Source organism: Brevibacillus sp. MER 51, assembly GCF_023714195.1.
Taxonomy (GTDB): Bacteria; Bacillota; Bacilli; order Brevibacillales; family Brevibacillaceae; genus Brevibacillus.
Map to the genome: position 1 here is coordinate 101,973 of NZ_JAMAUS010000005.1, position 12,679 is coordinate 114,651.

Genomic DNA, 12,679 nt, shown 5'->3' on the forward strand with positions numbered 1-12,679 from the left:
TGGAGTAAGGAACCCCTTGACTTTCGACCTCATTGTCGAAACGACCCAGCCTGTTTTGTTCTCCCCAGCCTTTGCTTGCCATGATTAAGGGCCTGCATTTCCCCGTAGCTTGTCAACAGCGCTATCAGTAAGAGGACAATGTAGACAACAGCTGTCGCTCCCCCACCTATCGCTGATTTATCCTTAAAAAAGTCCCCAACCACTATCACGATCACACAACCACTTAAACAGACTGTCGTGGTCCATACCATTGACCTGTAAAATCGATAAAGCTTCGTTCCTTCGGGAATGAGGCTTTGCTCTCTTCCTTTATTCTTTCGCCTTACATGAACAAGCAAAAAGAGCGCCAGCGGCAATTGAAAGACGAGCACGATCAACGGCAAGCTATAGCTAATAAATTGATCGATATGTGCTATATTTGGAAACGCGAATATGGACGATACAACGATAAACCATCCACACGGTGCATTGAGTGTATTGTAATGCCTCTGTCCCCCAAACGATCCCACCCCCACTAAAAACGCCAAGTAAGCGACTATGACTTTAATTGTGAAAGCAGGAAACCAAACACTAAAGAGGATCATTTCGACCCTGTCCAGAAAATCTGTGATGTGAATTTGCTGGACGAGAATATAGATAGGGAAATTCAGTCGACCGGCGATAATGTAGCCCATCACCCCGAGCAAAACGAGCAACATAATCGTCGTTCCAAAGCCAACAATAATGACCCCGTGCTTCATCGCAGCATAAAATAGCCGCGGCTCTACAATGGCATGTAAGAATGCCCCAATAAGAAATACATCACCATATACACCCACTGGAAAAAAGTTGCTGATCACGATCCGATCCAATCTATTCGTTAAAATTGGTTCCAATCGCTCTACGTTGTATTCATTCATTAGCAGGAAATATAACGATATACACATGAGGAAATAAAGAGGAAAATAAAGCTCATTTACTCGCGCCGCCACCTCAAGGCTCGTTTTACCATAGTACATTATCAGTAGGACGAAGACGAGTAAGATGACCTCCAATGGCGTGTTTGGCAATAACGAGATATGTAAAAAATCAGCAGCCCCTTTAATATCGATCGCCAGGATGATCCAAATATAAAACAAAATCAGTAGATTGACAGCTCCACCAATCCACTTCCCGCCAATAATAAATAAAATTTCAAAGATATTCTTCCCAGGGTAGGCCTCCACCAGCCCACTCAAAACGTAGGCGACAAAAATCGCATAAAAGATGGGGAAAATTTGAGAGAACCAACCATCCATCCTCGCTACCTGAACGACAGACCGCAAGAAACCGATCATCATCCCTGTCATCAAGACACTGCCGACGAGCCAGGCAATTTGCCGATGATTGACAACTTGCTTGTGAATCATACTTGGTCCTCCTTATACGAACTGATCCACCCACCACTTCACATGGGGAGAGAAAATGTTCATGATGTTACTCGTGGGTAGGATTTGATAATACTGGAATTGCAATGCGATCAGATAAACAATGGTTAGGGTGTAAAAAATAACAATGACTCGTTGCTGTCTTCCATCTATGCCTTTTCGCTTCAGGATGAATTCTCCAATGGAATGTAACAGCATGAAGACAAAAAAAACCAGAAATATTCTATTCATGATCATCTTCACCTTTGGTTATATTCTTCGTTGTCTGTCCGAAATTGACCACGTTCACTTTGGATCGTATTTCGTATGTGATTTTCGGAAGTTCCTTATACCACCTGTTCCGATATCGGTCCCGCCACTCTCGCGGATAATTCCTTGACAACGCGATTCCTAACCCGATGAAGTCTGATTGTTTCTTTTGGATCGTTTGCATCATGTGGTTCACACCGTTATTGATTTGCTCGACGAGCTTCGCTTCCAGCATTCGAATATTTTTCTCTTCCTCGAGATCGAGGTTTGACTGATTCTCCACCACAACGGCAGAAGTGTATAGGTCAATTTTGAAATGGATGTGGCCCTTCCTAATCACAGGCTTGATATTCGCCCTTCCTTTCGAAAGAGTTATCGTAAGCCGTTCATGCTTGGTAAGGGGCAGCACAATAGAAAACGGTGTAAATTCGCGTTGGAACAATCGCAAGCCGAGCAGCTCTTTGGGCTTCGCGATGGTTACGAGCTTGTCTTGTCGAAATAACCCTACCCCCGTCGCCTCTATTTCTTTTGACTTTCCTTTCGGATGGGAATCCACAGCCGCTAGAACGGGTAAGATGGCATCAACCCCTGGTGTACCGAGCATCTGGGCCACATCCTTCAACGTTACACTAATGCCCCCCATCTTGACCAACTCACGCATCGCTTCTCCTGAAAAACGTTCAAATTGCGGCTGTGCGGTTAGTAATTCGATTGCTTTGCCTTTTGTCATGACAATGTATGCTGTCAGTCTGTTTTCCGGAAAGCGTGCCACAATATCGAGCACATCGGACATTCCGTCCTTCGCCAGTTCTTCGCCTATCACGATCATCCGGTGATGGGAGTAGTAAATTCTCCGAGACATTCTTGCTTGGATCAAGCCATTCGCTTCCCGAATTGTCCTGCCCACCGCGGAATCAACGTAATAACTCTTATCACCACTCGTCCCCCCACCCCCTCCAGACTGTGCGCCTAGGCTGCTGACCAGGGGGACCTGAATGGAGAACCGATACCTACCGTCTGGTTCCTTATCCATCGCCATTGCAATGACGATAGCCATGTCATTTACTTCGCGCCGATCCCAACAACCAGAAATCAGGAACATGCAGAGCGACACCACCAATATGCGGGTCACAGCCTTCACGATTGTCCCTCCTCGTTTGGATGACGGTTTCCTGTCATCCCTGATTGCCCTCCTCTTTGCTGCATAGAATTAGCAAAACCATCGTTCATACGCCTTGCGTTTTGAACTCCCAAAAAGCTCGGGCGTTTTTCCATCATCGACCATGGCGTTCTTATCAGGACGTCTTTGAGATCGCCGATTGACATCGGTGCCAGCGGAGATAAATATGGAACACCAAAAGAACGTAGGTTGGCCATATGTCCGAGGATTAGCAATAACGCTACCAGCATTCCATAGATGCCGAGGATCGAAGCCGCAATCATGATCGGAAAGCGCAGCATTCGCAATGAAATCGATGCATTAAAATGCGGGATGGTAAATGAGGCTATCCCTGTGAGCGATACAACAATAACCATGGGGGCAGAAACAATCCCTGCCTGCACAGCTGCTTGACCTACGACCAGCGCGCCTAAAATACTGACGGCTTGCCCGACCGTTTTCGGGAGACGAATCCCCGCTTCTCGCAAGGCTTCAAAAGAAATTTCCATGATAAAAGCCTCCACAATAGCAGGAAAAGGAATGGACTCGCGCGCAGCCGCAATACTTAAAAGGAGCGTGGTTGGCAGCATCTGTTGGTGATAAGTCGTTATGGCCACATATAAGGCAGGGGTAATGAGTGAAATGATGAGAAATACATAACGCAGTAGTCGTACAAGCGTAGCCATTTGAAAGCGCTCGTAGTAATCCTCGCTGGCCTGCATCATCATCCAAAACGTAACAGGCACGATTAAAACCATCGGTGTCCCATCCACAAATATCGCGACACGTCCCTCCAGCAATGCCGCAGCGACCGTGTCTGGGCGCTCGGAATACATAACCTGAGGGAAAGGCGAGTATGTATTATCCTGGATCATCTCTTCGATATATCCGCTTTCCAGCACAGCATCTAAATTGATCTTACTGATTCGAGCAGTGACCTCCTGAACGATCTCTGGATCAGCAATCCCATCCAGAAAAGCAACCACCAGGTTGGTGTTTGTCTCACGTCCAACTACCAAGGACTTCATTTTCAATCGAGGTGTTCGCAATTTTCGCCGTAGCATCGACGTGTTCGTGCGAATATTTTCGATAAAACCCTCACGAGGCCCCCGTACGACCGCTTCTCCTTCCGGTTCGTTTACGGAGCGTTTTTCTGCTCCACGAATGCCGAGCGTAAGTGCTTCTGTATTTCCCTCTACAAGAATGCCTGTATCACCTGAAAGCACAGCCTGTAATAGCTTTTTATAATCGTCTACTCTTCCCATCTGGGAAACAGGCAAAAGTGACTCTTCTATCACTTTTATATCGTCATCGCCGTCTTCAAGCACCATTAACGATTTCAGTGCAGAATTGACCTCTTTGGTATCAATCAGCCCATCGACGAAAACAGCAATTGCACGAACACTGTTTTTTTGGCGGAATTCCCGTATGACAAAATCGGAGCAATCAGCGAACATTTTTTTCAACAGATCAATGTTCTCTCCCAATTGAGGCGAAATCGGTATACCCTCCAGATCAATCAAGCTGCAGGCATTCATCGTCTCAATCAGGTCCTTCATTTTATCTTTCTTCTTGAATTTCATTTCATCACCAACCACTGGAAAGCTACCCGTATTATGGTTGATTGGCAGGAAATATATGCAAAGAGGAATTCTCATTACATAGAGAATCGTGGATGGGAGATAGTAGGAACACCTATACCGTTTCAAAAGAAGGTGAAAACATCATTGCGTCCTGCAACAAAAGAGTACGAGCTGACGATCGACAATCACGTATTGTCCATCACAAATCCTGACAAGCCTCTATGGCCAGAGGCCAAGGTAACCAAGCTAGATTACTTGCGCTATTTGCTGATTGTTGCGGCCCCACTGCTCAGATATAGCAAGGATCGGCTCTTAACCGTCATTCGCTACCCGCACGGAATCGGTGACAAGCACTTCTATCAAAAAAATGCCCCAGACTATGCACCCGACTGGATACAAACGCATACATGGGAAAACGTACGGTACGTACTGTGCAATAACCGAGCGACACTCGTATGGATGGCGAATCAAGCAGCATTGGAGTGGCACGTCTCTTTTCATCTCGCCAAGGATGAGACTCCGACTGAGCTCGTGTTTGACCTCGACCCTTCCACAGATGATTTTGGTGTTGTGATAGAGTCTGCCCTCTTATTGAAAGAGCTGCTCGATGAATTACAGTTGCCTTCATGGGTCAAGACATCTGGTTCCAGCGGCTTGCAAGTTTATGTTCCGATCGAACTTTGCTATACGTTTGAACAGACGCGCCAAGTCGGACATTTCATCGCATCCTATTTAGTCAGCAAGCATCCCTCACTTTTAACCATCGAGCGTTTCGTGAAGAATCGGGGCAATAAGCTATACATTGATTATTTGCAACACTGGCGCGGTAAGACACTGCCAGCCCCTTATTCAACCCGCGCAAAACCACAGGCAACCGTATCAACGCCACTTCTGTGGAAAGAGGTTCCCCATTGTCATCCCACAGACTTCACCGTTTATACGGTACCCAAACGCCTGGAAACAATCGGAGATTTATTCTCATCCATTTCTGCTCCGACAAAGCGCTCCTCTCTTGATGGCATCCTCGGCTTTTTGCAGTCCCGGTAAGCCATTAGTTGGAATCCTGCAGTCTATTTGTGCTATACTTGGCACAGATGTTTTGAGGCAAGGAGGCACATTCATGATCGATCCGATCGCAATTGCAATCGGCCCCTTAAAGATTCACTGGTATGGCATTATTATGGGGCTGGCGTTTTTCTTGGGTACTTATCTCGCGCGCTACAATTCCAAACGTTCTGGCATTGATCCTGATCACGTCTTGAACATGGTGGTTCTGATCATTCCAGCAGCCATCGTTTGTGCAAGATTGTATTATGTTACGTTTGAATGGCAGCAGTACAAAGACAACCCACTGGACATCTTCGCAGTTTGGCAAGGCGGCTTGGCTATTCACGGCGGATTAATCGGTGGTGTTCTGGCAGGAACCTGGTATATTCGAAAGCATAATCTGCCGTTCCTTCGCTTGGCTGACATTTTTATGCCGAGTGTCATTTTGGGTCAAGCCATCGGGCGTTGGGGAAACTTTATCAACCAGGAAGCTCATGGTGGTCCAGTCTCTGCCGAGTTTATGGAAAAGTTCCCCGCATTCATCCGCGAGCAAATGTTTATCGGCGGACAGTACTACCATCCTACATTCTTGTATGAATCGATATGGAACCTCGTCGTGTTTGGCATTCTCATGCTCATGCTGTACCGATTCAAAAAATTCGATGGACAGGTCTTGTTCAGCTACATGATCCTGTATTCGATTGGACGCTTCTTCATTGAGGGCATGCGTACAGACAGTTTGTTGATAGCCGATACCCTGCGTGTCGCTCAATTAGTCAGTCTGTGCTTGATTGCTGCCGGTGTCATCTTGCTGCTCGTGTTTGCGCGCAAAAGCAAGCAGGCCGGACATTCCCAAAACTCGATCGAATAACATCAACATGCCATATCCATTGCCACTCAGGTCAGTCCGACTGGGTGGTTTTTTCTTTGCCTTGTCTGAATTGTCGCAATGCAGGCAATAACTAGGAGAAAGAATAAAAAAGGATGGGAATAAGATGGATGATGGAATTTTGGAAGAGTATCTCGATCGTTATGTACGTATTCATTTCGCTCCTGATATGATCGGCCAAGGATTATCTGCATATGCAGAAGGTAAATTGTATGATTACAGCCCCAATGGCATATTAATTGAAGAACGGGACGGCTCGCTGGACTATATCCCATTCTCTGCCATTCGCCTCGTGCAAATTAAACCTAAGCCTGGCTTATGGGAGCGTTTAACTGGATCAAGCTAATGAAAAAGACACCTCCCCGCGTACTCTACACGGAAAGGTGTCTGTTATCTGTTGGATAAAGATGTAGCTCTACAGGAATACGTCAAACACGACGTAGCAGGCAGCAGCCAAAAGTCCGGTAATCGGAAGGGTAATGACCCAAGTGACCAAAATCCGGCCAGCCAAGCCCCATTTTACTGCGTTCAGCTTTTGCGATGCCCCTACCCCCAAGATGGCGGATGTGATCACATGCGTTGTGCTCACTGGCAGTTTCAAAGCTGTAAAGATTGTGATAATCAAGGCAGAAGACAGGTCTGCTGAGAAACCGGAAATTGGCTTGATTTTCATAATCTTACCACCCAAGGTCTTGATGATCCGCCATCCACCAAAGGCTGTACCTAAAGCCATTGCAAGAGCAGCTGAAAGTTTTACCCACAGTGGAATAACGAATTCGCCCGGTGCTTGTACCAAGAATCCTCCAGAAATCAAAGCAAGGGTGATTACGCCCATTGTTTTTTGCGCATCGTTGGCTCCATGGCTGAAAGCCTGCCAAGACGCTGACAATACTTGCATCGAACGGAAACCTTTATTGGTTTTGTGATACGCGGAGTTACGAACGAACCAAGACACCAGCTTGATCACCACAAAACCAACAGCGAAGGCAACAAGCGGCGATACGATCAACGCTTGGATAATGCTAATGAAGCCTGACCAGTTAATGGCACCACTTCCTGCGGCACCAAAAGCGGCACCTGCAACGCCGCCGATAATCGCGTGCGAGGACGAGCTAGGAATTCCGAACCACCAGGTGATTAGGTTCCACAAAATCGCAGATGTCAACGCGGCCAAAACGACGACCAATCCATTTTCCAGCTTGAATGGATCAGTAATGCCTCCCCCGATTGTCTTCGCTACCCCCGTATATGAGAGTGCACCAATCAGGTTACACAAGGATGCAATAATAATCGCCGTTTTTGGACTTAATGCGCGCGTGGAAACAGAAGTCGCAATCGCGTTCGCCGTATCGTGAAAACCATTAATAAAGTCAAATGCTAACGCCATGATGACGACGAGTACGAGAATAATCACCTCTGGCGAAAGATCAAGCATTCTTTAACACGATCCCTTCTACCAGGTTGGAGACGTCCTCAGCGAAGTCAGCACAGTCTTCGAGCTTATCGTAAATCTCTTTGAGTTTGATCGCTTCCATTGGGTTGGTATCAGGAGAATTCAACAAATCAGATACCATTTTACGGTAGTTGGAGTCAGATTCATGCTCCAAATCTTTAATTTCCCCAGCGATTTGTGTAACGACTTTATGATCCAGTTTGCGCAGTGTGCGAATCAGCTCGATCAGCTTTGCCGAGCATTTCACCAAAATATTGGCTTGTGCCAATACACGTGGATCTGGTTGAGTCACTTGGTACAAATACATACGATCAGCAACACCGTCAATGTAGTCGATCATCGAGTCCATCGTATGAGCGAGTTGGTGAATGTCTTCACGCTCAAGCGGAGTGATAAAAGTAGAGTTCAACTCGTTCATGATGCGACGAACGATTTCGTCTCCTTCTTTCTCGACAGCCTTGATTGCCTTAACCTTTGTTTCCAGATCATGATAATTTCCTATCATTTCATAGAAAAGATGAGTTCCTTTGTGTACCGTGGCAATCTGCTGTTCGAACAGATCAAAGAAGATATACTTGTTTGATTTCAACATATGGGACTTCTTCACTCCTTTGAATAAATCACACCTAACAGATTATATCGAATGTTAATGTTTCCGTAAATTTAAAATCAAGGTCAAATGTGTATATTTTTCTTTAAGGAATTATTAAGTTTTTGTAAATGCTCTTTACAATTAAAAAAAACACCCATGTCAAGAGAGATGACGAGTGTTAGTCTTGCCAATATTTATCATTTCATTCGAAGCGACCATCATGCAATCTTTCCTTTTTTTCGCTTCATACATATGCATATCTGCTTTTTTCGCTAACTCTTCCGCTGTTGCAGCATGGTGTGGATACGAGGCTACTCCGATACTGACCGTGACACCTGAAAGAGCCTGTCGCACTTGATTTTGAATTCGTTCCCCGATTGCCAGTCCTCTTCTTGTGTCTGTCTGCGCTAACAAAACAACGAATTCTTCCCCACCCCACCTTCCAACCGTGTCTTGTTTCCGTACACTTGCTTGCAAGAGTCTTGCAAATTGGCAAAGGAGTCTGTCGCCTTCCAAATGGCCAAATGAATCATTGAATATTTTGAAATTATCCAAATCAATAAACAATAAAGTAGCAGATTGATGATTGCTTTTTGCCAACTCTACTTCTTCAACCAATTTGTCCAGAAATCTGCGATTGACGAGAACGCCTGTAAGTGAATCATGATAAGCCATCTGCCGCAACCGATCTACATATTTCCCTATTTGATAGGCAGCAACCGACTGAATGACACCCACAAGTATAAGAAAGACAAACATGCTCTCATCCCTCGGCAATCCGTAACCGATCAGCCAAACCGAGATGATCACACAGGACACACCCAAGCTGATCCAGCGTGAGCCCAAAGTACACTACCCCCGATCCATCCGATGTAACCTTCTTTCTATTCGTACATTAGACCTATCAAGCAAAACCACGAAACTGCCACTTATTCATTCAAGCGAATCATCGAAAGCTCCTGACAACCAGCCTGTGGTCTATGCACATGGTGCTGCATGAATTGGAACCAATTGGAAGGGATAAGCTAATGCCTAATAAAAAAAGACGGGAGTGAATGAATGTATGCCCCGTATAGAAGCCGTGGCTACAGCAGTACCTTCCCATGAGATTACACAAGAGGACTCCATCAAGCTGGCGCGCCTATTTTTTCAAGATGCCTTTCCCGATATAGACCGTTTGTTACACGTGTTTGCACACAGTCACATTCAAAAACGACATTTTAGTATGCCAATGGATTGGTTTTTGGAAGACCGGCCATTTGCAGAGAAAAATCAATTGTATATCGAACATGCGGAAGCTTTGGCAGAGGAAGCAGCCCGAAAGTGTTTGACGAAAGCTGGAGTTGAGCCGGCATCCATTGATTGTCTGATGTTTGTATCAAGCACTGGCATTGCGACCCCAAGCCTTGATTCCCGCTTGCTCCACCGCTTGGGACTTCGATCGCAAGCAACCCGTGTCCCGTTGTGGGGCCTTGGCTGTGCCGGTGGAGCGATGGGATTGTCGCGCGCATGTGAGTACACCCAGGCTTATCCCTCCCGGCGAGTATTGCTTGTGAGCGTAGAACTGTGCGGCTTGACCTTTATCCGACAAGATTTGTCTAAAAGTAATTTGGTCGCAACGTGCCTCTTTGGAGATGGAGCTGCAGCCGTATTAATTGAAGGAGATCAAGTCTTTTCCTCATCACTCATACCTAAGGTTCAATTTTGTGATGCGCGAACAACAACATGGCCGGACACCGTAGATGTCATGGGATGGGAATTGACCGATCCTGGGTTAAAAGTGATTTTCTCTCGCGACATCCCTACTCTCATCCGGTCTTCGATGCGAGAAAACGTGGAGAGTTTTTTGTCACCGCATGGGATGTCTATTGACCATCTACGTCACTTCATTTTCCATCCAGGTGGAGCCAAGGTATTAACGGCTTACCAGCGTTCTCTGGGCATTGGTACCGAAGCCACTCGTTTTTCTGAAGATGTCCTAACCAATTTTGGAAACATGTCTTCCCCTACGGTTCTGTTCGTCTTGGAAAAAAGCATGGAGAAGGCGTGGGAGCCAGGAGATCGCGGATTGGTCGCTGCGCTTGGACCTGGATTTAGCTCCGAGCTCTTACTTCTGGAGGCGAGATAGTCATGTTGCTCTTCTTTGGATTTGTCATGGCTGGAGTCGTGTTGCAGCGACTGGTGGAGCTACTCGTTGCCGTGAAGAATGCCCGCTATATCCGATCAAAAGGGGGCTACGAAGTTGGGGCGAGTCATTACAAATACATCGTCCTTCTTCATTTTCTCTTTTTTCTCTCGCTTATTTTCGAAGTGGTGGGAAAAGGCAGTTCCATGGTTCTGCCCTCTTGGTGGGCGGTTCCGTTCAGCCTGTTTTTTATCGCCCAAGGACTGCGTTATTGGTGTATTCGAAGCTTGGGCAAACGGTGGAATACACGCATCTTCATACTCCCGGGCGAGGCTCCGATCAAGCGAGGTCCTTATCGGTTCATTCGTCACCCCAACTACTTGGTCGTATCGCTTGAGCTACTCCTACTGCCCTTGACATTTTCCGCTGTGGCAACTGCTCTGACTTTTTCTCTCTTGAATGCCTGGCTGCTCCTGCGCATACGGATTCCCCTGGAAGAAGCAAGCGTCTACGATGGTCATCGCGAGTCATAAAAACAAAAAGTCTTTGGCACACGCACATGCCAAAGACTTTTTATCAGACAAAAGGTTTATTCCTTGTCATTCAGCGGGAAAAGAAAAGAAGCTGTTACTCTTTCCCGTGAGGTGGATCTAGTGAATCGCACAACCATAGTGGAGCCTCAAGAGACGAAACGTATCATCGTCCGAGACTTTTTCGCTTTGATTGAAACGGTACCGAACAAGGATGACCAGGCTAGTATTCAAACATTTCTCCGCTATTTGCAAAGCCTGCTAAGAATCAAGCAAGTCGTTCCTCCCGTTGTGGAAATCATGACGGTTATCAAACAAAACAAGCCACTTCTCTACCACGCGGCACGCAGAATTACTCTTCCTTCAAGCAATTTGCACATGCTATTTCAGCTAGAAATGGATATTATGCTTGCCCACGAAAGGCTCCGTCAGTACGACAAATGATTTGGGTAGGCTTTGCCTTACCCTTTCAAGTTTTCTGGATTCAGACATTCAAGCTCTGCAATGACAAAACGACCATCTTTGCGAATCAGGACGTCATCAAACCAGATTTCCCCTCCGCCCCATTCTGGACGCTGGATGGAAACCATGTCCCAGTGCACAGACGATTTGTTGCCATTGTAAGCTTCGTCATAGCATTGACCAGGCGTGAAGTGGAAGCTTCCGTCTATTTTTTCGTCAAACAAGATATCTTTCATCGGGTTGCGAATGTAAGGATTCACACCGATAGCGAATTCCCCAACGAAACGCGCTCCCTCGTCCGTATCCAAAATTTGATTCAAGCGTTCGGTATCGTTCGCTGTTGCTTCCACAATTTTGCCGTCCTTGAAGGTCAGGCGGACATTTTCGAATGTGAAGCCGTGGTATGGTGTTGGCGCATTATGAGTGATAACGCCATTTACGGAATCCTTTACAGGTGCTGTATACACTTCACCATCCGGTATATTGCGCAGGCCAGCACATTTTACAGCAGGAATGTCCTTGATTGAGAAGGTGAGATCCGTTTCAGGTCCTACCAAGCGTACCTTGTCTGTGCGATTCATCAAGTCAACCAGACTGTCCATTGCTTTGTCCATTTTCGCGTAATCCAGGTTACATACCTGGAAGTAAAAATCTTCAAAAGCTGCTGTAGACATGTTCGCAAGCTGTGCCATGGAAGGATTCGGATAACGAAGAACAACCCACTTCGTTTTAGGCACGCGCACATTCATCACGGGCAGCTCATACAGGCGAGAATAGATGCCGAGCTTGTCACTTGGAACATCAGCCATCTCATTGATGTTGTCCGCTGCACGAATGCCGATATAACCTTGCATTTTCTCCATGAGTTCAACTTCATGTTGAGCCATGGTCTTTAACTGATCTTCATTGCAATTCATTGCGATTTCTCGGCTTACGGCGGGATCAATCAATTGAACATAAGGACTGCCGCCTGCTTTGTAAATCTCACGCACGAGGGCTTGCACCAAATCCGGTGTGTCCCCTTTCGCGTTGATCAAAATGTTTTCCCCTGGCTGTACTCGTACAGAATAGTTAACCAGATTGTACGCTAATTGATCTAATCGTGAGTCTCTCATTCGTGGCACACCCTTTTTAAATTTTCTGATTCCTCTTGTATTTTTACCGATACAATCTACTAAGTCAAT

At 46.2% G+C, this 12,679-nt stretch carries 14 protein-coding genes; 6 read left to right on the forward strand and 8 right to left on the reverse strand.

Annotated elements, in window-relative coordinates:
- Positions 1-29: 29 nt before the first annotated feature.
- From M3630_RS12595 to M3630_RS12610, 4 genes are read right to left on the reverse strand one after another with little or no spacing between them, the layout of a single operon-like run.
- Entirely contained in the window at positions 30-1,388 is a 1,359-nt protein-coding gene (locus tag M3630_RS12595) for a GerAB/ArcD/ProY family transporter (protein WP_251252329.1), read from the reverse strand.
- A gap of 12 nt (positions 1,389-1,400) precedes the next feature.
- The gene (locus M3630_RS12600) at positions 1,401-1,637 is read right to left on the reverse strand and encodes a hypothetical protein (protein ID WP_173608074.1); all 237 of its coding nucleotides are present in this window, start codon (positions 1,635-1,637) and stop codon (positions 1,401-1,403) included.
- Positions 1,630-2,796: a Ger(x)C family spore germination protein gene (locus tag M3630_RS12605; protein WP_251252330.1), complete on the reverse strand. Its 1,167-nt coding sequence runs from the start codon at positions 2,794-2,796 to the stop codon at positions 1,630-1,632. Before M3630_RS12605 ends, M3630_RS12600 begins: the two co-directional genes overlap by 8 nt.
- Positions 2,793-4,373: a spore germination protein gene (locus tag M3630_RS12610; protein ID WP_483298467.1), complete on the reverse strand. Its 1,581-nt coding sequence runs from the start codon at positions 4,371-4,373 to the stop codon at positions 2,793-2,795. The genes M3630_RS12605 and M3630_RS12610 overlap by 4 nt, the downstream gene beginning before the upstream one ends.
- A gap of 168 nt (positions 4,374-4,541) precedes the next feature.
- Between M3630_RS12610 and ligD the strand changes: the two genes are divergently transcribed.
- The 3 genes from ligD to M3630_RS12625 all read left to right on the forward strand — a co-directional run bounded on the left by ligD (position 4,542) and on the right by M3630_RS12625 (position 6,679).
- A complete protein-coding gene (gene ligD, locus M3630_RS12615; protein WP_251252332.1) occupies positions 4,542-5,444 on the forward strand; it encodes a non-homologous end-joining DNA ligase in 903 nt (300 codons plus the stop codon).
- Between the two features lie 73 nt (positions 5,445-5,517).
- A complete protein-coding gene (gene lgt / locus M3630_RS12620) occupies positions 5,518-6,315 on the forward strand; it encodes a prolipoprotein diacylglyceryl transferase (RefSeq protein ID WP_251252333.1) in 798 nt (265 codons plus the stop codon).
- A gap of 124 nt (positions 6,316-6,439) precedes the next feature.
- Positions 6,440-6,679, forward strand: a complete 240-nt coding sequence (locus tag M3630_RS12625; RefSeq protein ID WP_173608079.1) for a hypothetical protein — start codon at positions 6,440-6,442, stop codon at positions 6,677-6,679.
- A 69-nt stretch (positions 6,680-6,748) separates the two neighbouring features.
- On the opposite strand, the gene M3630_RS12630 is transcribed toward M3630_RS12625, so the two are convergent.
- The 3 genes from M3630_RS12630 to M3630_RS12640 form a co-directional block, all read right to left on the reverse strand.
- Complete coding sequence (locus M3630_RS12630) at positions 6,749-7,768, reverse strand: inorganic phosphate transporter (protein WP_173608080.1); 1,020 nt, start codon at positions 7,766-7,768, stop codon at positions 6,749-6,751.
- Complete coding sequence (locus M3630_RS12635) at positions 7,761-8,378, reverse strand: DUF47 domain-containing protein (RefSeq protein WP_173608081.1); 618 nt, start codon at positions 8,376-8,378, stop codon at positions 7,761-7,763. Before M3630_RS12635 ends, M3630_RS12630 begins: the two co-directional genes overlap by 8 nt.
- Positions 8,379-8,537: 159 nt before the next feature.
- Positions 8,538-9,224, reverse strand: coding sequence for a GGDEF domain-containing protein (locus tag M3630_RS12640; protein ID WP_251252334.1), 687 nt, complete (start codon positions 9,222-9,224; stop codon positions 8,538-8,540).
- A 217-nt stretch (positions 9,225-9,441) separates the two neighbouring features.
- Here M3630_RS12640 and M3630_RS12645 point away from each other — a divergent pair, with 217 nt between their 5' ends.
- The 3 genes from M3630_RS12645 to M3630_RS12655 all read left to right on the forward strand — a co-directional run bounded on the left by M3630_RS12645 (position 9,442) and on the right by M3630_RS12655 (position 11,477).
- Positions 9,442-10,506, forward strand: coding sequence for a type III polyketide synthase (locus M3630_RS12645; protein WP_251252335.1), 1,065 nt, complete (start codon positions 9,442-9,444; stop codon positions 10,504-10,506).
- Between the two features lie 2 nt (positions 10,507-10,508).
- Entirely contained in the window at positions 10,509-11,036 is a 528-nt protein-coding gene (locus M3630_RS12650; RefSeq protein WP_251252336.1) for an isoprenylcysteine carboxyl methyltransferase family protein, read from the forward strand.
- A 120-nt stretch (positions 11,037-11,156) separates the two neighbouring features.
- Complete coding sequence (locus M3630_RS12655; protein WP_026043151.1) at positions 11,157-11,477, forward strand: hypothetical protein; 321 nt, start codon at positions 11,157-11,159, stop codon at positions 11,475-11,477.
- Positions 11,478-11,494: 17 nt separating this feature from the next.
- On the opposite strand, the gene M3630_RS12660 is transcribed toward M3630_RS12655, so the two are convergent.
- Positions 11,495-12,610: an aminopeptidase gene (locus M3630_RS12660; RefSeq protein ID WP_251252337.1), complete on the reverse strand. Its 1,116-nt coding sequence runs from the start codon at positions 12,608-12,610 to the stop codon at positions 11,495-11,497.
- Positions 12,611-12,679: the final 69 nt, after the last annotated feature.